Source organism: Catellatospora sp. IY07-71 (assembly GCF_018326265.1).
Classification (GTDB): Bacteria; Actinomycetota; Actinomycetes; order Mycobacteriales; family Micromonosporaceae; genus Catellatospora.
Map to the genome: position 1 here is coordinate 2,584,451 of NZ_AP023360.1, position 22,165 is coordinate 2,606,615.

Here is a 22,165-nt window from a genome sequence, read left to right on the forward strand (position 1 = left end):
CTCCTTCACCACGTGCCGCCAGTGAAAGTACCTCACTGAGGGTGCACAGGCCGCGGCAGGAGGCGCAAGGGCGAGGAAGGGAACAGTATGGGATCACCTGGCGAGGGGACGGCATGAGCGTCGCGCGGACCGGCGAGTTCGGGCTGATCGAGCGGGTGGTGGCGCGGCTGGGCACCGGCCCGGCCACCATCATCGGGCCCGGCGACGACGCGGCGCTGGTGACCGCCTCCGACGGGCGGGTCGTCGCCTCCACCGACGTGCTCGTCGAGGGCCGGCACTTCCGGCGCGACTGGGCCGAGGCCGAGGACATCGGCCGACGCGCCGCCGCGGCCAACCTCGCCGACATCGCGGCGATGGGCGCCACGGCGACCGCGCTGCTGGTGGGCCTGTGCATGCCGCCGGACCTGGACGCGGCCTGGGCGGAGCAGCTCGCGGACGGGCTGGCCACCGAGGCCGCGCTGGTCGGGGCGAGCGTCGTCGGCGGCGACATGACCGCCAGCCCGACCCTGACCATCGCCGTCACCGCCCTGGGCGACCTGCACGGGCTGCCGCCGGTGCTGCGCTCGGGCGCGCGGCCGGGGGATCTGGTCGCGCTGGCCGGGCGGGTCGGTTACGCCGCCGCCGGGTACACCGTGCTGTCGCGGGGGTTCCGCACGCCGAAGCTGCTGGTCGAGGCGTATCGGCGGCCGGTGGTGCCGTATGCGCTGGGTCCCGCGGCGGGCCGCGCCGGCGCCACCGCGATGATCGACGTGTCGGACGGGCTCATCGCCGACCTCGGGCACATCGCCGCCGCCAGCAAGGTCGGCGTCAACCTCAACCGCAGCGCGTTCAAGGTCCCGGAGCAGATGCGCGACGCGGCGCTCGCGCTCGGCGTCGACCCGTACCAGTGGCTGCTGGCCGGTGGCGACGATCACGCGCTGGCCGCGACGTTCCCGCCCGGCTCGGCGCTGCCGGACGGGTGGCAGTTCATCGGCGAGGTGACCGACGGCACCACGGTCACCGTGGACAGCCGCCCGTGGTACGGCCCCAAGGGGTGGGACCACTTCCGGGCGTGACCTGCTTGATCAGTATCCTCGGCGCCGTGACCCAGATTGAGATCAGGCCGACGCGGTACGGCGCGCCGGTAGCCCGCAAGCTGATCGCCGAGCTCATGGCTGACCTGGCCGAACGCTACGGCGACTCCGACGCCACGCCGATCGAGGCGGTCGAGTTCGACCCGCCGGACGGCGGTTTCTTCGTGGCGTACCTCGACGGCGCGGCGGTCGGCTGCGGAGGCTGGCGCAGCTTCGGCGGCTCGGAGGACGTCGCGGAGATCAAGCGCGTCTACACCTCGGCCGATGGGCGAGGTAAGGGCGTCGCGCGGGCGGTCATGACGGCGCTGGAGACCGACGCGCGGGCGCACGGCCGGGTGCGCGCCATCCTGGAGACCGGACTCGCGCAGCCCGAGGCGATCGCCCTCTACCAGGCCATCGGCTACCAGCCCATCGAGAACTTCGGCCACTACCGCGACAAGCCCGGCTGCCGCTCCTTCGGCCGCGCCCTCTGAGCGTCACACGCCAGGACGGCGAAGAGGCCGCCGAGCTGGTGCTCGGCGGCCTCTTCGTGAGTCTGCGTCAGGCGCGGGTGACCTTGCCGGCCTTCAGGCACGAGGTGCAGGCCTGGACCTTCTTGGAGTTGCCGCCACCGGCGGGGGTGCGCACCGTCTGGATGTTCGGGTTCCAGCGACGGTTGGTCTTCTTCTTCGACCACGGCACGTTGTGACCGAAGCCCGGTCCCTTGCCACAGACGTCGCACACGCTAGCCACGGGATTCTCCTGAGTTCGTCTTGATCAACTACCCGACCAAGCGTCACTGTGCCGGGAACTTCGCCAGGGTACCTGACGCGCATGGCACGTGCCCAATCGGGGCGGAGCCACCCGGCGCCGACGCGCCCGGTGTGGCTGGCATGACTGTACCGCCCGCCACGCCGTGCGTGAGAAGCGGGTGCGGCACCGATAGGCTGGCGGCCGTGCTGGAGGTCCTGGACATCGCGGCGGTGCGGCGCTGGAGCGGGCTGGCGGTCGCCGGCGTGCGACGGCATGAGCAGGCGCTGAACCAGCTGAACGTGTATCCGGTGCCCGACGGCGACACCGGCACCAACCTGCTGCTGACGCTCACCGCGGCCGAGCAGGCGCTGGCCGGTCCGCTGGTCGAGCCACAGTCGGCCGGCGCCCTGCTGCGCGCCACGGCCCGGGGCGCGCTGATGGGCGCGCGCGGCAACTCCGGCGTCATCACCGCGCAGTGGCTGTCCGGGCTGGCCGACAGCCTGGACGGCGGGGGGCTGGCGCCCGCGCTGGACGCCGCCGCGAAGGCCGCGTACGCCGCCGTGGCCCGCCCCGTGGAAGGCACCATCCTCACCGTGGCCCGCGCGGCGGCCGACGCGGCGCACGGCGGCTCGGACGACGCCGAGGCGGTCCGCGCCGCGGTGCGGGGCGCGCGGGAGGCGCTGGCCCGTACGCCGGAGCAGCTGCCGGTGCTGGCTGCCGCCGGGGTGGTCGACGCCGGCGGGCAGGGCCTGGTGCTGCTGCTGGAGGCGCTGCTGGAGGCGCTGACCGGCGAGCACGACGAGAGCATGATCGACCCCGCCCCGCCCGGCCAGGACCATGCCGGGCACGAGCACGCCGGGCACGGGCACGGCGGCCACGCGCACGTGGCGGCGGCGTATCGCGGGCCCGCGTACGAGGTGCAGTTCCTGCTCGACACCGGGGCGGGCGAGATCGCGGACCTGCGGGCGGCGCTGGACCGGCTCGGCGACTCCCTGGTCATCGTGGGCGGTCCGGCGACCTGGCGGGTGCACGTGCACGTGGACGACGCCGGGGCGGCGCTGGAGGCGGGGCTGGCGGCCGGGCGGCCGTACCAGATCCAGGTGACCCACCTGACCGCGCCGACCGCGGCGGGCGCGCCGCGGCGGCCCGATCCGACGGCCCGCGCGGTCGTCGTCACCGCCGCCGGGGACGGCATCGAGCAGCTGCTCACCGCCGAGGGCGCGGTCCCGGTCAGCGGCAACCCGTCGACCGCCGAGGTGCTCGACGCGATCCTGGCCACCGGCGCGGGCCGGGTGGCGGTGCTGCCCACCGACACGAACCTGCGGGCGGTGTGCCAGATGGCGGCCGAGGAGGCGTTCGGCGAGGGCGTGAAGGTGCGCGTCATCCCGACCCGCTCGCCGGTGCAGGCGCTGGCCGCGCTGGCCGTACGCGACCACGCCCGGCGCTTCGAGGACGACGTGATCGCGATGGCGGAGGCGGCGGGCGCGTGCCGCTCGGCCGAGGTGACCACCGCGAGCCGGGAGGCGCTGACGGTGGCCGGGCGCTGCCGCCCCGGCGACGTCATCGCCCTGGTCGAGGGTGAGGTCAACCTCATCGGCGCGGACCTGCCGACGGTATGCGCGCAGCTGCTGGACCGGATGCTCGCCAGCGGCGGCGAGCTGGTCACCCTGCTCACCGGCGCGCAGGCCCCGGACGGCCTGGTCGACGTGCTCACCGCGCACGTCGCGGCCCGCTGGCCGTTCGTCGAGGTGCACGCCTACGAGGGCGGCCAGCCGCACTACCCGCTCCTTGTCGGTGTGGAGTGATGGAGTGAGCGCATGACCACCATGGACGTCGACACCGACCTGTCCAAGCTGGTCGGGGAGAAGACCGCCAAGGCGCTCAAGACGCACCTCGACCTGTACACGGCCGGTGACCTGCTCTACCACGTGCCCCGGCGGTACGACCAGCGCGGCGAGCACACCGACATGCGCACGCTGGAGCTCGGCGAAGAGGTGACGGTGCTCGCGCAGGTGCTGCGCACCACCACCCGGCCGATGCGGCAGCGGCGCGGCAGCATGCTGGAGGTCGTCGTCGGCGACGGCGCGGGCGGCCAGCTGGTGCTCACCTACTTCCAGCAGGCGTGGCGCGAGCGCGACCTGCGCCCCGGCCGCTGGGGCCTGTTCGCGGGCAAGGTGAGCGACTTCCGGGGCCGCCGCCAGCTCAACAGCCCCGAGTACGTGCTGCTCGACCAGGGCGCCGCCGACGGCGAGGTGGCCGCCGAGGTCGAGGAGTTCGCCGGGGCGCTGATCCCGGTGTACCCGGCCGCGGCCGCCGTGCCGACCTGGGTGATCGCCCGCTGCGTACGGATGGTGCTGGACACCGTCGCGATGCCGCCCGACGCCACGCCCTCCCGGACCCGCGCCGAGCGCAGGCTCGTCGACCTGGCCACCGCGCTCCGCGAGATCCACCGGCCGTCCTCGAAGGAGATGCTCTACACCGCCCGCCGCAGGCTGGCCTGGGACGAGGCGTTCGCGGTGCAGCTGACCCTGGTCCGTCGCAAACGGGAGGCCGCCGCATGGCCCGCGAAGGCCCGGCCGCGCCGCGACGGCGGCCTGCTGGCCGGGTTCGACGCCGCGCTGCCGTTCACGCTCACCGACGGCCAGCTCGCCGTCGGCGAGGAGATCGCCGCGGACCTGGCCACCGCCCACCCGATGCACCGGCTGCTGCAGGGCGAGGTCGGCGCGGGCAAGACCCTGGTCGCGCTGCGGGCCATGCTCCAGGTCGTCGACGCGGGCGGCCAGGCCGCGCTGCTCGCTCCGACCGAGGTGCTGGCCGCCCAGCACCACCGCGGCATCACGAGGATGCTCGGTGCCGCGGCCCGCGAGGACGCCGACACCCTGTTCGGCGCCGCGACCGCCGGCGACCGCCCCGGCACCGAGGTCGCCCTCGTGACCGGCTCGCAGGGGGCGGCTGCCCGGCGCAAGGTGCTGGCCAAGCTCGCCGACGGCTCGGCCGGGCTGGTCGTGGGCACCCACGCGCTGCTCTACGAGGGCGTCGACTTCGCCGACCTCGGCCTGGTCGTGGTGGACGAGCAGCACCGCTTCGGCGTCGAGCAGCGCGACGCGCTGCGCGCCAAGGCCGAGCAGCCGCCGCACGTGCTGGTCATGACGGCCACCCCGATCCCGCGTACGGTCGCCATGACCGTCTACGGCGACCTGGAGGTGTCGAGCCTGTCCCAGCTGCCGGGCGGGCGCTCGCCGATCGCCTCGCACGTGGTGCCGGTCGCGGAGAAGCCCGCGTTCCTGGACCGGGCCTGGCGCCGCGTCGTCGAGGAGGTCCAGCAGGGCCACCAGGCGTACGTCGTCTGCCCGCGTATCGGCGACACCGAGTCCGACGACGACACCCCGCCGCCGGACGACGCGGTCGAGGACTCCAAGCGCCCGCCGGTGGCCGTGCTGGAGGTCGCGCCGCTGCTCGCCGAGGGCCCGCTGCGCGGGCTGCGCATCGGCGTACTGCACGGGCGGCTGCCCGCCGACGAGAAGGACGCGGTGATGCGGTCGTTCGCGGCCGGGGAGATCGACGTGCTCGTCGCCACCACCGTGATCGAGGTCGGCGTGGACGTGCCCAACTCCACCGCGATGGTGATCCTCGACGCGGACCGGTTCGGCGTCTCGCAGCTGCACCAGCTGCGCGGCCGGGTGGGCCGGGGCTCCGCGCCGGGCCTGTGCCTGCTGGTCACCGAGGCCGTGGCGGGAACACCGGCCCGCGAGCGGCTGGACGCGGTCGCCTCCACCCTGGACGGCTTCCGCCTGGCCGAGCTGGACCTGGAGCAGCGCCGCGAGGGCGACGTGCTCGGCGCCGCGCAGTCCGGCCGCCGCTCCCACCTGCGCCTGCTGTCCCTGCTGCGCGACCGCGACCTGATCGGCGAGGCCCGCGCCGAGGCCGAGTCCCTCCTCACCGAGGACCCCGACCTCTCCGCCCACCCCCTCCTGGCCGCGCAGATCACCCGCCTCGTCGACGCCGACCGCGCCGAATACCTCCACAAGGGCTGACCGCCCCGGCCCCGGCCCCGGCTCCTGCTCCTTGATCGTCCGACTTGCCTGGCAGACGGGCGAATCTTGAGGCCGGATACGCCCATGTGCCTGGCAAGTCGGATGACCTTGAACGCGAGGAAGGGGCGGGTCCCTATGGGACCCGCCCCTTCTCATCGGTCAGGTGACCGTCACACGTCGGTGAGGTTCAGCCGACGGCGGCGGGCCATCATGTAGACCGCGAAACCGAGCGCGACCAGCAGCAGACCGGAGATCACGAAGATCGTGACGTTGGTACCGGTCACCGGCAGGCCCGGCTCGGGGGAGGGGGACGCCGACGGGGACGGCGAGGGCTCGGTGCAGCCCTCGGGCTTGACCCACTCGACCTCGTCCACGACCTTGCCGTTCAGCGAGACGGTGACCTTGAGCGCGTCACCGGTCGCCTTGAACTCGACCTTCTTGCTGTCGCCCGGGTTCAGCGTGAAGCTGACGGCGTCGCCGGTGCTCGGGGTGAGCACGACGTCGGTCTTGCTGCCGTCCTGCGGGTTGTTCAGGTCGAAGACCAGGCCCTCACAGGTGTCGGTGACCTCGCCGCCGATCGGCTCGCAGCCGGCCGGCTTCTCCCAGGTGATCGAACCGCGCTGCTCGCCGTTCACGGCCACGTGCACGACCAGGCCGTTCTCGCCGACCTCGAACTCGACCGTCTCGGAGGTGCCGGGCGCGACGGTCTTGCTGATCGCGTCGTCGGAACGGTCCTTGAGGGCCTGCTCGCTGGCGGCCGGGGTGGAGCCCGCGACCGGGGTCAGCACGACGGTCGCCTCGGCGCCGCCGGCCGGGTTGGTGATGGTGACGGTGAGCTTGTCACAGGTCTGGTCACTGGTGATCTCGACCGGGTGGCAGGCGGGGGAGTCGGTCCAGGAGTAGGTGCCCTTCTCGACCGCGTTGCCGCTCTCCGTCACGGTGATCGAGGACGACGCGCTGGCCGGCACGGTCACCACGACCGTGTTGCCCGCGGTGACCTCGACCGGGCCGCTGGTCCAGTCGCCCGCGCCCTTGACCTCGAACGAGGCGGCCTTGGTGGCGCCCTCGCCGTTGATCAGGGTGACCGTCACCACGCCGGTGCAGTCCGAGGCGAACGTGACGCTCGGCTTCGGAGTGTTCTTGACGCAGCTGCCGCTGAAGTTGACGACGTGCACCTCGGTGTCGGTCTTGGTCTGGAAGCGGTTGCGCTTCCACTCCAGCTCGACCTTCAGCCGCGCGGCCAGGGCGCTGCCCTCGACGACCTGGGTCGCCTCGACGGTCTTGCCGCCCGCGATCTTGTCGCCGTCCTTCAGGCCCTTGATGACGTTCTCGTTGGCGAGGGTCTGCCACTGGCCGTTGGCCTTCTTGACAGCGCTGCGCTCCGAGTCCGGGCCGTTCTGGGTGATGACGCTGGCCGTGGCCTCGTCGGTGTAGTGCTTGTTGGACACCAGCCAGGTGACGTTCCAGCTGCCGGTCTCGGGGTCGCAGACCGCGCTGCCGGTGATGCCGGCCTTGTGCTCACCGCACTTGTCGGCGTCGAGGTCGACGCTGCCCTTGTTGGTGGCCTTGTTGCCGTTGGTCCAGGTGCCCTTGACGGTCAGCTCTGCCTCGTCGGTGGACAGCGGCACGCGCTGCTCGCCGACCAGCTTGCCGTAGGTCCACTTGCCGTTCTTCTTGGTGCTCTTCGGCAGGGTCGCGCCGTCGACGATGTTCGTGATGGGAGTGTTCGGGTCGGCGGTCACGTCGATCGTGGCCGTCATGTCCGTTTCCCAGTTCTCGACGGTCCACGTGATGACCCACTCGTTGGGCGTGCACTGCGCGACGCCGGAGATGGTCGTGTGGTGCGCCTGAGCCGGGCTGGCCAGGGCCACCGCGCCCATGAGGCCGAGCGCGGCGCTGCCCGTGACGGCGAGCAGGCGGCGGAAGAGGGGACGTTTCACACGTGCTCCATGTGGTTCGTGGGACGAGGGTGAAGCGCGAAGCGACCGCCTGACCCTAGGGGAGCCCGCGCGGGGGTACACAGTCGTCATCCAGCCGGAACGTGAAACGTTGCCGAATCGTTATCGCATTTGTGTGACACCCGTGCTTTCGGTGGCGCTACGCGCACGAGCAGTTCATATCCGGTTCACCGGTCGGTGCACGGGGGTCGCCGAACGGGGATGCCGTAGCGTCGGGATCGTGACGAGGATCGTGGCCGGCCGATTCGGCGGGCGCCGGCTGAACGCCCCCTCCGGCAGGGACACCCGGCCCACCTCCGACCGCGTACGCGAGGCGCTGTTCTCCGCCCTGGACGCGATGACCGAGCTCGCCGGGGCGCGGGTGCTGGACCTGTTCGCCGGCTCGGGCGCGGTCGGCCTGGAGGCGCTGTCGCGGGGCGCGTCGCACGTGCTGCTCGTCGAGTCGGACGCCAAGGCCGTCCGGGTGATCCGGGAGAACATCGCCGTGCTGGGCGCGGGCGCCGCGGCCCGGGTCGCCGCGGGCAAGGCGGGCACGGTGCTGGCCGCCGGTCCGGCCGACGGCGCCTACGACATCGTCTTCGCCGACCCGCCGTACGCCCTGTCCGAGGCGGAGCTGACCGGGGTGCTGGCCGCGCTGGCCGGGCACGGCTGGCTGGCCGAGGACGCGGTGCTGGTCGTGGAGCGGTCCAGCCGCTCGCCCGAGCCCACCTGGGTGGAGGGCGTCACTGGCGAACGCGGCCGCCGGTACGGCGAGACCGCGCTTTGGTACGGTCGCGCCGTTGCGCAGAGTGGCGTCACGGATGAAGGGTGAGCGGCTAGTGAGGCGTGCGGTCTGTCCCGGGTCGTTCGACCCGGTCACCCGGGGTCATCTGGACATCATCGACCGGTCGGCCCGGCTCTTCGACGAGGTCATCGTCGCCGTGCTGATCAACCAGAACAAGCAGGGCCTGTTCGAGGTCGAGGAGCGCCTCGAGATCCTGCGCGAGGTCACCAAGGCGCTGCCGAACGTCCGGATCGAGTCGTTCCGCGGCCTGCTGGTGGACTACTGCCGCGACAACGACGCCCAAGTGGTGGTCAAGGGCATCCGCGCGGTCAGCGACTTCGACTACGAGCTGCAGATGGCCCAGATGAACATCGGCCTGTCCGGCGTCGAGACGCTGTTCATGCCGACGAACCCGCTCTATTCGTTCGTGGCGTCGAGCCTCGTCAAGGAGATCGCCAAGTGGGGCGGGGACGTCTCCTCCTTCGTCCCCGAGCTGGTGGAACGCCGGCTCCTGGAGAAGTTCCGCCCGGCCGGCGGCTGAAATCGCAGGTCGCGGCGGCGACTCGCCGCAGGGGTCCCCGGTCTGCCGCAGGGGTGGCCCGGGGACGCATCATGGTGTGGACATGACACTGGACAAGGAGTGACCGTCGGTGGACCCACTCGACCGTATTGACGACATCATCGCGATGGTGGAGGCCGCGCGATCGGTGCCGATGTCGCGCAACTGCATGGTCGACCGCGGTGAGCTGATCGGCGCGCTGGACCAGCTGCGGGCAGAGCTGCCCGGCGAGCTGCGCCGGGCTGCGGCGCTGCTCGAGGAGCGCGACAAGATCCTCGACGCCGGCCGGCGTGAGGCGGACCGCATCATGCACGAGGGTGAGCAGGAACACGCGCGCCTGGTCTCTGTGAACGAGATCACCGTCTCGGCCGAGCACGAGGGCGCGCGCATCGTCGGCGAGGCCCGCGCCGAGGCGCAGCGCCTGCGCGAGGAGGTCGACGAGTACGTCGACACCGCGCTGGGCAACTTCGAGCAGTTCCTGACGCGTGCGCTCGCCTCCATCGAGCGTGGCCGCGACAAGATGCACGCGCTGCGTGAGATCGGCTCGTTCGTCCCCGGCGACGACGACCGTCCCCTTCCGTTCTGACCCGTCCGGCCCGCCGCACCGTCGCGGCGGCCGGCGGGACCCGCCGCGCGGCCCGGCCCGTTCGACGAGCATGGGCCGCTTCGGGTAATCTTCTACCTCGGCCTGCGACAACGGCCGCATTCCCGCTGCCTTCCCGATGAAAGCCATGGCTGAGCACTCGACCAAGCATCTTGATCCCCGCGCACCGCTCGTCCTCGACACGAGGGACCTGCCCCGAGGCGCGGGTGCGATGCGTACCCTCCATCGGGTGGTCCCCGCTCCGGCCGAGCTGGGACTGCAGCTGATCGGGGTGCCGGAGGGTGCCGACCTCACGCTGGACCTGCGGCTGGAGTCGGTGACCGAGGGAGTGCTCGTCTCCGGGACCGTCACCGGCCCCGTCGAGGGCGAGTGCGGCCGCTGCCTCACCGAGATCGGCTACGACCTCACGGTCACCATCCAGGAGCTGTTCGCCTACGAGGACAGCGCCACGGACGAGACCACCGATGAGGACGAGGTCGGGCGGCTGCAGGACGACATGATCGACCTGGAGCCGACGCTGCGGGACGCGGTCGTGCTGGCGCTGCCGGTCAATCCGCTGTGCCGGGAGGACTGCCCAGGCCTGTGCCCCGACTGCGGGGCGCGGTGGGACGAGCTGCCCGAGGATCACCACCACGAGCAGATCGACCCGCGCTGGGCGAAGTTGAGCAAGCTGACCGGCTCATCCGGGCCGGACGAGCCGGCGGAGCCGGCGCCCTGATCGGTTCGCCGAACCGGGTGGGAGACGGCTGCGGCCGTACCGAGATAATGGTCGGCGACCAGCCGACTACTACTGAGGAGTAAGACAGTGGCAGTCCCGAAGCGCAAGATGTCGCGCAGCAACACCCGTCACCGCCGGGCGCAGTGGAAGGTGAGCGCGGTCGCGACCGTCGCCTGCCCGCAGTGCAAGTCGGCCAAGCTGCCGCACGCCGCCTGCAGCGTCTGCGGTACGTACAACGGCCGCCAGGTCCTCGAGGTCTGAGCCTTCAGGCGATCCCGGTGCGCCGGGAAGCTGCGAAACGTCACGTCGCCGGCTGGCAAGCGCCAGCCGGCGACGTCGCCGTACCAGAAGGGAGCCCGCGGAGCGGGCACCGCATGACGCTGCCGCCCCTGAGCCGCCGAGAGGGGTGGGTTTGATGGCTTCGAAGTCCTCGCAGGAGGCGCGTTCGGCGGATCGGACCGAGCAGGCCGCCGCCGCGCTGGCCGACCTGGGTGCCGCGTTCGGCGTGACACTCACGCCGGAGCTGCTGGAACGCGCCCTGACCCACCGCTCGTACGCGTACGAGCACGGCGGGCTGCCCACCAACGAGCGGCTGGAGTTCCTCGGCGACGCCGTGCTGGGCGTCGTCATCACCGCCTCGCTCTACACCGCGCACCCTGACCTGCCCGAGGGCCGGCTGGCGAAGCTGCGGGCCAGCGTGGTCAACTCGCGCGCCCTGGCGGGCGTGGCCCGCTCCCTCGGCAACGGCGGCATCGGCCCGCACCTGCTGCTGGGCAAGGGCGAGGAGACCACCGGCGGGCGGGACAAGGAGTCGATCCTCGCCGACACGCTGGAGGCGCTGCTCGGCGCGATCTACCTGGAGCACGGCATGGACCGGGCCGCCGAGGTGGTCCGCGCGCTGTTCGACCCGCTGATGGCGGAGTCGGCGCGCCGCGGCGCGTCGCTGGACTGGAAGACCAGCCTGCAGGAGCTGACCTCCGCGCACGGCTGGGGCGTGCCCGAGTACGCCATCGAGGAGCAGGGCCCCGACCACGCCAAGATGTTCACCGCCTGGGCGGTCGTCGGCGGCGAGCGGTTCGGCGGGGTCACCGGGCGGACCAAGAAGGACGCCGAGCAGCGGGCCGCCGAGGAGGCCTGGCAGGTGCTGTCGCACCGGGCCGTGGACACCTCGCATCCGGAGGCCCGGGAGACATGACGGTGGCCGCCCCCGCCCACCTCGACAATCCGCCGACAGACGCCGGCCGCAAACCGAGGCTGTGGCGGCGGGCCGGTGGCCTGCACGGGGTCGCCGCGGCGTTCGTCGTGGTGGCCGCGCTGCGCTGCGCCCAGCTGGTCGCGGTGTGGGCGATGTCCCCGCCGGACTCTCCGAAGACGCTGTGGCAGCGGCTGCTGCTCTGGGACGGCGGCTGGCTGCTCGACGTCGCCGTCAACGGCTACCCGTCCGGCTACACCTACCGCGACGGTGAGATCACCGGCAACGGGTTCGCCTTCTTCCCGCTCTTCCCGCTGCTCGTGCGGGGCGGCACGGCACTGGGCCTGCCGCCGGAGGCCGCGTCCCTGTTGACGGCCCATCTCGCCGCGCTGGCCGCCGGGGTGCTGGTCTACCTGCTCGGCGTCAGCCTGTGGTCGCGCCGCGTCGGGTACGCCCTGGTCGTGCTCGTCTGCGCGCAGCCGATGGCCGTCGTGCTCGGCATGGGCTACACCGAGTCGCTGTTCCTGGCCCTGGTGGCGGGCGCGCTGCTGGCCGCGCAGGAACGGGTGTGGTGGGCGGCGGGCCTGGCCGGGCTCGGCGCGGCGCTGACCCGGCCCACCGGCGCCGGCGTCGGCGTGGCGCTGGCCGTCGCCGTGCTGCTGCTGTGGTGGCGGTCCCGCCGGGGCGAGGTCACGCTGCGGCGGTACGAGCTGCCGCAGGCCGTCGCGGCGGCCGGGCTCGCGCTGGCCGGGGTGCCGCTGTTCCTGGCGTGGGTCGGCCTGCGCGTCGGCGAGTGGGACGCCTGGTTCACGGTGCAGACCAAGGGCTGGGGCACCACGTTCGACTTCGGCAAGGGCGTGCTGGACTTCATCGCCTCGGCCGTGCTCGGCGGGGAGGGCGTCGTCGAGATCGTCACCGTGCTGCTCATCGTGGTCGCCCTGCTGCTGGCGGTGTACGCGGCCGGCGAGCGCGTCTGGCCGCCGCTGCTGGTGTACGGGCTGATCGCGCTGGTGCTGGTGCTGGGGCAGGCCGGCTACTGGCACTCCAAGCCCCGGCTGCTGGTGCCGGTGCTGCTGCTGTGCTGCGTGCCACTGGCCCGGGGACTGGCCCGGGTGTCGACGGGAACGTCGGTGGTGTTGCTCATGATGTGGAGCGCGTTCGGCCTCTGGTTCGGCGCGCACATGATCACGGTGTGGCCGTACACGATCTGAACGGCCGGAGCGGAGAGGTGGCGTCATGCCGGAGTTGCCCGAGGTCGAGACCGTGCGCAGCGGCCTGGCGCGCTGGGTGGTGGGCCGCACCATCGGCGCGGTCGAGGTGCGCCACCCCCGCGCGATCCGCCGCCACCCCGGCGGCGCGCAGGACTTCGCCGACGCGCTGACCGGCCGCACCATCACCGAGGCCCGCCGCCGCGGCAAGTACCTGTGGCTCCCGCTGGACAGCGGCGACGCGGTCGTCGGCCACCTCGGCATGTCCGGCCAGCTGCTCGTGCAGCCCGCCACCGCGGCCGAGGAGAAGCACCTGCACATCCGCTTCGACTTCACCGACGGCGGCCCCCAGCTGCGCTTCGTCGACCAGCGCACCTTCGGCGGCCTCGCCGTGTCGCCCGGCGGCGCGACCCTGCCCGCCGAGATCGCCCACATCGCCCTCGACCCGCTCGACCCCGCCTTCGTCGAGAAGGACTTCCTGGCCGCCCTGCGCCGCCGCCGCACCGCCGTCAAACGCGCCCTCCTCGACCAGTCCCTGATCTCCGGCGTGGGCAACATCTACGCCGACGAGGCCCTCTGGCGCGCCAAACTCCACGGCGAACGCCCCAGCGACGAACTGACCGCCCCCGCCGCCAAACGCCTGCTCACCCACGTACGCGACGTCCTGTCCGAGGCCATCGCCGTCGGCGGCACCACCTTCGACGCCCTCTACGTCAACGTCAACGGCGAATCCGGCTACTTCGACCGCTCCCTCAACGCCTACGGCCGCGAAGGCGAGCCATGCTCCCGCTGCGGCTCCCCGATCCGCCGCGAAAGCTTCATGAACCGCAGCTCCTTCTCCTGCCCCCGCTGCCAACCCCGCCCCCGCCCCATAACCCCGTAACCCCGCCACCGTTACCGCCGCCACCCCGCGGGGACCCACCCTCTACCGCGCCGATCTTGCGCGAACTGTGGGTACGACACGCTCATTCCGCCCAAAAGGGCAACACTTCGCGCAAGATCGACGCGATCATGGGCGGCCGTGAGGGTGGGCGGCTGGCTTGATCGCGAGTTTGTGTCACAAGGTGTGGTCTGGCCACAGGTTCTGACACGAGACGGCGATCTTCGCCGTGCCGCAGCGCGGGAGGGTGACCCGGGAGCGTGGGTCGGCTGGTCAGGGGCGGCCGTAGGCGGGGCCGTCGGGGACCTTGAGGTCGGCGTCGTCGTGGGTGGTGTCGAGGAGGCCGACGGGGAGGGAGAGGTCGTGGGCCTGGTCGACGAGGTGGTCGACGACGCTGCGGGGGGCGCCGGCCAGCAGGTCCAGGGCGGCGGCGTCGAAGCCTTTGTCGCGGCACAGGCGCAGGCGATCGGTGAGGATCGGGGTGACCTGCTCCCGCAGCCGCGCCTCGGGGGCGTCCCAGCGGACCAGGCCGTCGGGGCGGGTCAGGTCGGCGGGGAAGCGGGCGGCGTCCGGCCGACCGCGCCGCACCTCGCCCAGCGGCAGGTAGCAGACCGCGCGGCGGCGTTCGGCGTGCAGGTCCTCGACCAGGGACGCGTCGGTGGTGAAGCCGTCCAGGACGAACACGTCGGCGGCGGTGACCTGCGGGGGTGCGGTCAGCGCCCACTGCCACCGCAGGCTGTCGGGTACGGCGGGCCGGGCCGGCGCCTCGTACCAGTGGGCGGGCCGGGTGGGGGCGGCACAGGCGACGCAGGCCAGCACGACGACCGCGCTGACCGGCACCCGGACGCCCGCGACCTGCACGGCCGCTACACCGAGACCGGCACGACCGCGGGCGCGCCGTGGATGGACGCCTCGTGCACGGCGAGGCCGAACCGGGCGCCCCGGCCCCGCATCAGCTCGTGGCAGGCGGCGATCTGGTCCAGCGGCACGGAGTGCACGAGGTGCGCGTCGCCGGGGCGTACCCCCTCCGGGGTGCCGTGGCGGTACTGCTCCCAGGGGCCCTCGTACGTGCACAGCACCGCGCCCAGCCCGCGGTAGATCGAGTCGGTGGGCCGCCCGGGGTTGACCAGCAGCGTGTCGAAGCCGATCCGGCGGGCGGCGCGGACCGCGACGGCGACCGGGCCGACGGAGTACGGGCTGGTCGGCGCCTGGTCGAAGAAGACGCCCCGGACCGGGTAGCCGGCCCAGCGGCCCAACTCTGCCCGCACCTGCTCGGTCGGACGCGCGCCGAAGGCGAGGTCGACGTAGCCCAGCAGGCCCGCCCCGGCGCGCACGAGCCGGGTGGTGGCCGCCGTCCAGGTCGGGTCGAGCCCGGTCCCGGGGCCGGCGTCGATGTTCAGCAGCACGGTCACGCCGACACCGGCGGCCTCGACCGCGGCCCACAGCTCCGGCTGCAGGTGCGGATGTGCGGTGAGTGGCAGCAGGGGGGTCACGCCCGTACAACGATCGAGGTCGGGCCGCCGCGACTGCCCGCGGGCGACTGTCGGCTAGCCGACCGAGCGGCTCCGGCCTCATTCCCGGCCGAACTCCTGCGTCCAGTAGGTGGTGCGCCCCTGGTAGGCCAGGCCGACCCCGGTGGCGCGCGCGTCGCAGTCGAGGATGTTGTTGCGGTGGCCGGTGCTGGCCATCCAGCCGTCGACCACGGACTGCGCGGTGGGGTAGCCGTAGGCGATGTTCTCGCCGGCCGCCTCGCGCCGCGGGTAGCCGGCGGCCGCGAGCCGGTCCACGAAGCTGCTGCCGTTGCGGCCGGTATGGCTGAAGTAGTCGTGCTCGGCCATGTCCGCGCTGTGCCGGCGCGCGGCCGTGCGCATCCGCTCGTCGGTGCGCACCCGGGAGCAGCCCGCCCGGTCCCGCTCCCGGTTGATCAGGGCTGTGACCTGGTCTTCCAGCTCGGTGACGCGAGAGTTCTCCAGGGTGGGCAGGGGCGACGGCCGGGCGGGCGTCGATGAGGCGGCTGGGCGCGGCGCGGGCGGTGGGGTGGTCCGATCGGCGGCAGGGCGGCTCGGGGCAGGCAGCGGCACCGCGCTGCCGACGGGTGCCGTCACCGCCGTGGGCGACGGGGCCGGTGTGGTCGACGGCACACCACCGGGCTCACCCGAAACGGTGACGCCGGGTGTGGTGACCGGGTGACCCGGACCGGTGCCGGTGACGCCGCCCGGGGCGGTGAGTCCGGAGGAGCCCGCCGGGGCGGCGTCGAGCGCGGGGCCCACCGCCATCGCGCCGCCGACCAGCATGGACAGCATCGCCGCGGAGGCCGTGAGCGCGGGCCACATCCGCAGCGGAGCACGATGCCGGCCGGTGTGCCGGCGACGAGGTGCCACGCGCCGACGCTAGCAGCCGGGGCGGTTTGTCGCCTCCCGACACCTTCTGTGACCTGTGAGGCAGGGCAACTTGACGCCACCGGCGGATCGGCGGAATATGGATACGTCGCCAGTCGCGCCCGACCGCGCTCGCCAGCATTATCCGGAGCAACATGCCGGATGCCAACGGGCCGGGAGCGCGAATATAACTGGGCGCGCGTTTGGCCGGCGAACCGGCAGCGCTTCACAAGGAGACGATATGGCGAAGGCCCTCTATGGCCACGTCACGGCAGCGCCCGACCGGCGCCTGCTGGACGAGGTCACCCGGTTGCGTGCCACGGTGCGGGCACTGGAGTTCGAGGTAACCCGGTTGCGTGCGGAGAACGATCGCCTGGCGGCTGCCGCTGCCGAGGCGGACGACTTCTTCCGCATCGCCGAGCCGGCCCTTACCTGAACAATCCCCGCGTGAGCGGGACGTGGCCGACCGCCGTACAGGGCGAGTCGCCACGGTGCACCAGTCCTTATGCGCGCCTCCACTCCTGTGGCGGCGCGCTTCTTTAATGCCCGTGGCGCCCGCTCGCCGGAGCGCGCGGAGGGCATGGATCGTTGTCCGCCGGGGCGCATGACGGCGCGGGCGGCGGGGCATAGAACAGCCGCCGGTGGCAGCGTCCCCCGAAAAGACGACCTCTCCTCCGGGTACCCTGCAGCTTTGACCCGATAGCATGTGCCACCCGCCGCCCGGCGGGACGCCCTTTGAACGATTTCGGAGCGCTGTGCACCTCAAGAGCCTGACGGTGAAGGGCTTCAAGTCCTTCGCCTCCGCGACGACGCTGCGGCTGGAGCCGGGCATCACCTGTGTGGTGGGCCCGAACGGCTCCGGCAAGTCCAACGTGGTGGACGCGATCTCCTGGGTGCTCGGCGAGCAGGGCGCCAAGGCGCTGCGCGGCGGCAAGATGGAGGACGTGATCTTCGCCGGCACGTCCGGCCGCCAGCCGCTGGGCCGGGCCGAGGTCACCCTCACCATCGACAACACCGACGGCGCGCTGCCGATCGACTACACCGAGGTCTCGATCACCCGCCGCATGTTCCGCGACGGCGCGAGCGAGTACGAGATCAACGGTGACGCCTGCCGCCTGATGGACGTCCAGGAGCTGCTGTCCGACTCCGGCATCGGCCGGGAGATGCACGTCATCGTCGGCCAGGGCCGGCTCGACAGCGTGCTGCACGCCCGCCCGGAGGACCGGCGCTCGTTCATCGAGGAGGCCGCGGGCGTCCTCAAGCACCGCAAGCGCAAGGAGAAGGCGCTCCGCAAGCTCGACGCGATGCAGGCCAACCTGAACCGCGTCAACGACCTCACCGACGAGCTGCGCCGCCAGCTCAAGCCGCTGGGCCGGCAGGCCGAGGTGGCCCGGCGCGCCGCGACCATCCAGGCCGACCTGCGCGACGCGCGACTGCGCCTGCTCGCCGACGACCTGTTCACGCTGCGCGCCACGCTGGACAAGGAGATCGCCGACGAGGCGGCCCTGCGCACCCGGCGCGAACTGGTCGAGGAGGAGTACGAGCAGGTCCAGCTGCGGCTGGCCACGCTGGAGGCGGAGCACGCCGCCGACGCGCCCGCGCTGACCCAGGCCCAGGACGTCTGGTATCAGCTGTCCGCGCTGCAGGAGCGCTTCCGCTCCACCGCACAGCTCGCCTCCGAGCGGCACCGGCACCTGTCCGCCCCCACCGAGGAGGAGCGGCCGGGCCGCGACCCCGAGCGGCTGGAGGCCGAGGCCGAGGCGGTACGCGAGCAGGAGGAGTCGCTGCGCGAGGCGCTGGCCGAGGACCAGGTGCGCCTGGCCGAGGCCGTCGAGCGCCGCCAGGAGCTGGAGCGCCAGCTCGCCGCCGCCGAGCGGGCGCTGGTCGCCGCAGTGAAGGCGATCGCCGACCGGCGCGAGGGCATGGCCAAGCTCAGCGGGCAGGTCAGCGCCGCTCGGGCGCGCACCGCCACCGCCGCCGAGGAGATCGAGCGCCTGGCCGCGGCGTACGACGACGCCGCGATGCGGGCCGAGGCGGCGCAGGAGCAGGTGGACCTGGTCGCCGAGGAGACCTCCGACGCCGACCGCGACAACGCGGACCTGGACACCCGGCACGCCACCGCGGTCACCGCGCACGAGGACGCGAGCGCCGAGGTGAAGCGGCTGTCCGACGCCGAGCGCGCCGCCGAGAAGGAGGCGACCGGCTGGAAGGCCCGCGAGGAGGCGCTCGCGCTGGGCCTCAACCGCAAGGACGGCGCGGGTGCGCTGCTGGCCCGCGCGGCTGACGTGCCGGGCCTGCTGGGCAGCGTCGCGTCGCTGCTCGCGGTCGAGCCGGGGTGCGAGGCGGCGCTGGCCGCGGCGCTGGGCGCGCTGGCCGACGCGGTCGCCGTGGCCGGGGTCGACGAGGCCGCCGAGGCGATGCGCCTGCTCAAGATCCAGGATGCGGGACGGGCCACTCTGCTGATCGGCACGTCCGCCACGCAGTCCCGCCCCGACGTCGCGCTGCCCGGCGGCGCCCGCTGGGCGCTGGACGTGGTGCGCTGCGCCGACAGCGTGCGCCCCGCCGTCACTCACGCGCTGCGCGACGTGGTGCTGGTCGACGACCTGACCGCCGCCGCGGCGCTGGTCGCGGCCCACCCGGCGCTGCGCGCGGTGACCCGCGACGGCGACCTGGTCGGCGCGTTCTCCGGCGCGGGCGGCTCGTCGAAGGCGCCCAGCTACATCGAGGTCCAGGCGGCCGTGGACGAGGCCCGCGCGAAGCGGGTCGCGGCCGAGGAGATGACCGCCCGGTTGCGTGAGGAGATCGCCGAGGCCCGCGAGGTCGTCGCCGACCGCAAGCGCACCGTCGACGAGGCCGCCGCCGCCAAGCGCGCCGCCGAGGGCGAGCGCAACGCGGCCGCCCGCCGCCTGGCCGAGGTCAGCGCCGCGGCGCGGTCCGCGCAGGCCGAGGCGCAGCGCCTGGGCGCGGCCCGGGACAAGGCGGCGGGCGCCCGCGAGCAGGACCTGATGCACCTGGCCGAGCTGGAGGAGCGGCTGGCGGCCGCCGAGGCGGTTCCGGTCGACGAGGACCCGTCCACCGGTGAGCGGGACCAGCTCGCCGCGCTGGTGCCGCAGGCCCGCCAGAACGAGGTCGAGGTACGCCTGGCCGTGCGCACCGCCGAGGAGCGCGTCTCGCAGATCGCGGGCCGGGCCGACTCGCTGCTGCGCCAGGCTGCCGCCGAGCGGGCCGCCCGGGAGCGCGCCGCCGCCCGCCGGGCCGCCCGGGAGCGCGGCGCGTCGGTGGCCAAGGCCGTCGAGTCCGGCACCCGTGAGGTGCTGACCAGGCTGAACGTGGCGCTGGAGGAGGCCGCCGAGCGGCGCGACGAGCTGGCCGAGGCGCGGACCGCCCGGGAGGCGGAGCTGGCGCAGGTGCGCAACGCGGGCAAGCGGCTGGGCGACGACCTGAACCGGCTCACCTCCGAGGTGCACCGGGACGAGATGGCCCGCGCCGAGCAGCGGATGCGCATCGAGCAGCTGGAGACGCGCGCCGCCGAGGAGTTCTCCATCGACGTCGAGACGCTGCTGGGCGAGTACGGCCCGCACGTCGGCGTACCGGTGATCATGCTGGGCTCGGCGGATCTGGCCGAGCCGGAGCCCTACGACCGCGCCATCCAGGAGAAGCGCGCCGCCAAGGCCGAGCGCGACCTGGCCCTGCTCGGCAAGGTCAACCCGCTGGCGCTGGAGGAGTTCGCGGCGCTGGAGGAGCGCTACAAGTTCCTCTCCGACCAGCTGGAGGATCTGAAGGCGACCCGCCGGGACCTGCTCACCGTGGTCAAGGACGTGGACGACCGGATCCTGGAAGTGTTCACCACCGCGTTCGAGGACACCGCGCGCGAGTTCCAGGTGGTCTTCCCGATCCTGTTCCCGGGCGGCGAAGGCCGGCTGGTGCTGACCGATCCGGACAACATGCTGACCACCGGTGTCGAGGTCGAGGCGCGCCCGCCGGGCAAGAAGATCAAGCGGCTGTCGCTGCTGTCCGGTGGCGAGCGCTCGCTGACCGCGGTGGCGATGCTGTGCGCGATCTTCCGCGCCCGCCCCAGCCCCTTCTACATCATGGACGAGGTGGAGGCGGCGCTCGACGACGTCAACCTCGGCCGCCTGATCACCCTGTTCCAGGAGCTGCGCTCGCGCAGCCAGCTGATCATCATCACGCACCAGAAGCGCACCATGGAGGTCGCCGACGCCCTGTACGGCGTGACCATGCGCAACGGTGTCACCGAGGTGATCAGCCAGCGACTGAGGAGCGAGACCGAGTGAGGCGCAAGCCCGCCGAGGCACTGCTGATCGACTTCGACGGCGTGCTGCGGCACCACGACGCGGCCGCGTACGGCGACTTCGAGGCGCGTCACGGGATCGCGCCCGCCGCGCTGCTCGCGTCCGGCCTGGAGTGGGCGCGCCAGCTGCCGGCGATCACCGGCCACATCACGCGGCAGCAGTGGCTGGACTCGATCGCCGAGCACACCGGCGCGTCCGCGGCGGCGCTGACCGAGTGGGACGCCTACCGCGGGTACGTGGACGAGACCGTGCTGGCGTTCGTGCGGGAGGCGCGCGCGGCCGGGCGCCGGGTCGGGCTGGCCACCAACGCGACCGACGACCTGCACGACGACCTGGCGCGGTTCGGGCTGAGCGACGCCTTCGACGCGGTGTTCTCGTCGGCGGACATGGGCGTGCACAAGCCGGCCAGGGAGTACTTCGGCCAGGCGTGCCGGACGCTGGAGACGCCACCCTCGCTGTGCCTGTTCGTGGACGACACCGACCGCAACATCCGCGGCGCGCGCGCCGCCGGTCTGCTCGCCGCGCGCTGGAACGGCCCGGACGATCTGCGCTACCTGCGCGGCGCGCTGGGACTGTGAGCGCCGCGGCACACTCTGTGACGAGTGGACTGTTGTCCGTGAAACTTTCTCCCGCCATGTGAAACGGGTTCGGCCCGGTGACAACCCGGTGGTCAGGCTGCGCGTGACTACTACCGGACCGTGGTGATCACCGACCCGGAACCTGGCTCGTCCCGCCCTGCCGCCATCACGCGGCGTGGCGCTGGATTCTCCACGTTCCACCCTCTCCGGCCTGCCGAGAGAGCGGTTTCCGTCGGAGCCCCGCGATCCCCGAGATCGACGAGTGTTCCGGCGAGAGGAGCGGCGATGACGTCGTCGCTGGTAGTGGACCGCGTGACGGTGGAGTACACGGCCGGCGCGCCGGTGCTGCGCGACGTCTCCGTGGCGGCGGCCGCGGGGCGGATGCTCGCGGTGACCGGCCCGTCCGGCGCGGGCAAGAGCACGCTGCTGCGGGCCATGGCGGGGGTGCTGCGCCCGGTCACCGGGGCGGTCGCCGTCGACGGCAGGCCGCTGCGCGACCGCGACGACGCGGTGTCCCGCCGGGTGGTGCTGATCCCGCAGGACAACGGCCTGGCCACCATCCTCACCGCGAGCGAGAACGTGCAGGTCGTGCTCGTCGCCAACGGCTTCTCCCCGGAGGACGCGCGCCGCGCCACGGCCGAGTCGCTGGAGCAGGTCGGCCTGTCGGCCCAGGCGGGCCAGCTGGTCGAGGAGCTGTCCGGCGGCCAGCAGCAGCGTACGGCGATCGCCCGCGGCCTGGCCCTGTCGGGCGCGGTGCTGCTCGCCGACGAGATCACCAGCGAGCTGGACGCCGCCAACCGCACCAAGGTGCTGGAACTGCTGCGCGCCGAGGCCGACCGGGGCGCGTGCGTCGTGCTGGCCACCCACGACCTGGAGGCCGCGGCGGCCTGCGACGCCGAGCTGCACCTGCTCGACGGAGCGGCCGAGCTGGTCCGCGGCTTTCCCGCCACACCGGCGGCGACACCAGGGCCGTGAGCATCACCATCCCCGGGCTCCGGCCACAACCGAGGAGTCGTAGCCACAACCCAAAAGTTGTAGCCACAACCCACAAGTTGTAGCCAAACCCAGGAGTCGTAGCCGCGCCCGGGAGCCACCGCCGCAAGCCAGGAGTGACGGACCGCCCAGGCATGGTGGTTCCAGCCCCCGACCGTCCGAACCCGCCGGAAGCGGCGCGG

The 22,165-nt window shown here is 73.2% G+C and carries 21 protein-coding genes; 16 read left to right on the forward strand and 5 right to left on the reverse strand.

Annotated elements, in window-relative coordinates:
• Positions 1–113: 113 nt before the first annotated feature.
• Together CS0771_RS11680 and CS0771_RS11685 are read left to right on the forward strand one after the other, a co-directional pair.
• Entirely contained in the window at positions 114–1,055 is a 942-nt protein-coding gene (locus CS0771_RS11680; protein WP_212841000.1) for a thiamine-phosphate kinase, read from the forward strand.
• A gap of 26 nt (positions 1,056–1,081) precedes the next feature.
• Positions 1,082–1,546: a GNAT family N-acetyltransferase gene (locus tag CS0771_RS11685; protein WP_212841001.1), complete on the forward strand. Its 465-nt coding sequence runs from the start codon at positions 1,082–1,084 to the stop codon at positions 1,544–1,546.
• A 67-nt stretch (positions 1,547–1,613) separates the two neighbouring features.
• Here CS0771_RS11685 and rpmB read toward each other — a convergent pair whose 3' ends face one another.
• Positions 1,614–1,805, reverse strand: a complete 192-nt coding sequence (rpmB, locus tag CS0771_RS11690; protein ID WP_203751128.1) for a 50S ribosomal protein L28 — start codon at positions 1,803–1,805, stop codon at positions 1,614–1,616.
• 203 nt (positions 1,806–2,008) lie between these two features.
• Between rpmB and CS0771_RS11695 the strand changes: the two genes are divergently transcribed.
• Complete coding sequence (locus CS0771_RS11695) at positions 2,009–3,610, forward strand: DAK2 domain-containing protein (protein ID WP_212841002.1); 1,602 nt, start codon at positions 2,009–2,011, stop codon at positions 3,608–3,610.
• 12 nt (positions 3,611–3,622) lie between these two features.
• Entirely contained in the window at positions 3,623–5,839 is a 2,217-nt protein-coding gene (recG, locus tag CS0771_RS11700) for an ATP-dependent DNA helicase RecG (RefSeq protein ID WP_212841003.1), read from the forward strand.
• Between the two features lie 170 nt (positions 5,840–6,009).
• Here recG and CS0771_RS11705 read toward each other — a convergent pair whose 3' ends face one another.
• Entirely contained in the window at positions 6,010–7,779 is a 1,770-nt protein-coding gene (locus CS0771_RS11705) for an LPXTG cell wall anchor domain-containing protein (RefSeq protein WP_212841004.1), read from the reverse strand.
• Positions 7,780–8,017: 238 nt separating this feature from the next.
• Here CS0771_RS11705 and rsmD point away from each other — a divergent pair, with 238 nt between their 5' ends.
• The 8 genes from rsmD to mutM all read left to right on the forward strand — a co-directional run bounded on the left by rsmD (position 8,018) and on the right by mutM (position 13,724).
• Complete coding sequence (rsmD, locus tag CS0771_RS11710; protein ID WP_212841005.1) at positions 8,018–8,608, forward strand: 16S rRNA (guanine(966)-N(2))-methyltransferase RsmD; 591 nt, start codon at positions 8,018–8,020, stop codon at positions 8,606–8,608.
• Positions 8,609–8,615: 7 nt separating this feature from the next.
• Positions 8,616–9,101 carry a pantetheine-phosphate adenylyltransferase gene (gene coaD / locus CS0771_RS11715; RefSeq protein WP_212841006.1) on the forward strand — a complete coding sequence of 162 codons (486 nt, stop codon included), beginning with the start codon at positions 8,616–8,618 and terminating at the stop codon, positions 9,099–9,101.
• Between the two features lie 109 nt (positions 9,102–9,210).
• Positions 9,211–9,705, forward strand: coding sequence for a hypothetical protein (locus tag CS0771_RS11720; protein ID WP_203751140.1), 495 nt, complete (start codon positions 9,211–9,213; stop codon positions 9,703–9,705).
• A gap of 145 nt (positions 9,706–9,850) precedes the next feature.
• Positions 9,851–10,441 (forward strand): DUF177 domain-containing protein, encoded by a 591-nt coding sequence (locus tag CS0771_RS11725; protein ID WP_212841007.1) that lies wholly within the window; start codon positions 9,851–9,853, stop codon positions 10,439–10,441.
• Positions 10,442–10,528: 87 nt separating this feature from the next.
• Positions 10,529–10,702, forward strand: coding sequence for a 50S ribosomal protein L32 (gene rpmF / locus CS0771_RS11730; RefSeq protein ID WP_120318486.1), 174 nt, complete (start codon positions 10,529–10,531; stop codon positions 10,700–10,702).
• Between the two features lie 154 nt (positions 10,703–10,856).
• Complete coding sequence (rnc, locus tag CS0771_RS11735) at positions 10,857–11,636, forward strand: ribonuclease III (RefSeq protein ID WP_212841008.1); 780 nt, start codon at positions 10,857–10,859, stop codon at positions 11,634–11,636.
• Entirely contained in the window at positions 11,633–12,844 is a 1,212-nt protein-coding gene (locus CS0771_RS11740) for a hypothetical protein (RefSeq protein ID WP_212841009.1), read from the forward strand. The genes rnc and CS0771_RS11740 overlap by 4 nt, the downstream gene beginning before the upstream one ends.
• 25 nt (positions 12,845–12,869) lie before the next feature.
• On the forward strand, positions 12,870–13,724 hold the full coding sequence (mutM, locus tag CS0771_RS11745) for a bifunctional DNA-formamidopyrimidine glycosylase/DNA-(apurinic or apyrimidinic site) lyase (protein ID WP_212841010.1): 855 nt from the start codon (positions 12,870–12,872) through the stop codon (positions 13,722–13,724).
• A 270-nt stretch (positions 13,725–13,994) separates the two neighbouring features.
• Here mutM and CS0771_RS11750 read toward each other — a convergent pair whose 3' ends face one another.
• The 3 genes from CS0771_RS11750 to CS0771_RS38680 form a co-directional block, all read right to left on the reverse strand.
• Entirely contained in the window at positions 13,995–14,582 is a 588-nt protein-coding gene (locus tag CS0771_RS11750; protein WP_212841011.1) for an endo alpha-1,4 polygalactosaminidase, read from the reverse strand.
• Between the two features lie 5 nt (positions 14,583–14,587).
• Positions 14,588–15,214 (reverse strand): spherulation-specific family 4 protein, encoded by a 627-nt coding sequence (locus CS0771_RS11755; RefSeq protein WP_212841012.1) that lies wholly within the window; start codon positions 15,212–15,214, stop codon positions 14,588–14,590.
• Between the two features lie 78 nt (positions 15,215–15,292).
• Positions 15,293–16,102 carry a CAP domain-containing protein gene (locus CS0771_RS38680; RefSeq protein ID WP_244870736.1) on the reverse strand — a complete coding sequence of 270 codons (810 nt, stop codon included), beginning with the start codon at positions 16,100–16,102 and terminating at the stop codon, positions 15,293–15,295.
• 238 nt (positions 16,103–16,340) lie between these two features.
• Between CS0771_RS38680 and CS0771_RS11765 the strand changes: the two genes are divergently transcribed.
• From CS0771_RS11765 to CS0771_RS11780, 4 genes are all read left to right on the forward strand, one after another.
• Positions 16,341–16,535 carry a hypothetical protein gene (locus CS0771_RS11765; protein WP_203751157.1) on the forward strand — a complete coding sequence of 65 codons (195 nt, stop codon included), beginning with the start codon at positions 16,341–16,343 and terminating at the stop codon, positions 16,533–16,535.
• 319 nt (positions 16,536–16,854) lie between these two features.
• Positions 16,855–20,394, forward strand: coding sequence for a chromosome segregation protein SMC (gene smc / locus CS0771_RS11770; protein WP_212841013.1), 3,540 nt, complete (start codon positions 16,855–16,857; stop codon positions 20,392–20,394).
• Positions 20,391–20,990 carry an HAD family hydrolase gene (locus tag CS0771_RS11775; protein ID WP_212841014.1) on the forward strand — a complete coding sequence of 200 codons (600 nt, stop codon included), beginning with the start codon at positions 20,391–20,393 and terminating at the stop codon, positions 20,988–20,990. The genes smc and CS0771_RS11775 overlap by 4 nt, the downstream gene beginning before the upstream one ends.
• 285 nt (positions 20,991–21,275) lie before the next feature.
• Entirely contained in the window at positions 21,276–21,965 is a 690-nt protein-coding gene (locus CS0771_RS11780; protein ID WP_212841015.1) for an ABC transporter ATP-binding protein, read from the forward strand.
• The last annotated feature ends 200 nt before the right edge of the window (positions 21,966–22,165 follow it).

Coding starts and splice junctions, on each gene's coding strand:
- CS0771_RS11680 (WP_212841000.1), top strand. CDS start 114: ATGAGCGTCGCGCGGACCGGCGAGTTCGGGCTGATCGAGCGGGTGGTG.
- recG (WP_212841003.1), top strand. CDS start 3,623: ATGACCACCATGGACGTCGACACCGACCTGTCCAAGCTGGTCGGGGAG.
- CS0771_RS11725 (WP_212841007.1), top strand. CDS start 9,851: ATGGCTGAGCACTCGACCAAGCATCTTGATCCCCGCGCACCGCTCGTC.
- rnc (WP_212841008.1), top strand. CDS start 10,857: ATGGCTTCGAAGTCCTCGCAGGAGGCGCGTTCGGCGGATCGGACCGAG.
- CS0771_RS11740 (WP_212841009.1), top strand. CDS start 11,633: ATGACGGTGGCCGCCCCCGCCCACCTCGACAATCCGCCGACAGACGCC.
- mutM (WP_212841010.1), top strand. CDS start 12,870: ATGCCGGAGTTGCCCGAGGTCGAGACCGTGCGCAGCGGCCTGGCGCGC.
- CS0771_RS11765 (WP_203751157.1), top strand. CDS start 16,341: ATGGCGAAGGCCCTCTATGGCCACGTCACGGCAGCGCCCGACCGGCGC.
- CS0771_RS11780 (WP_212841015.1), top strand. CDS start 21,276: ATGACGTCGTCGCTGGTAGTGGACCGCGTGACGGTGGAGTACACGGCC.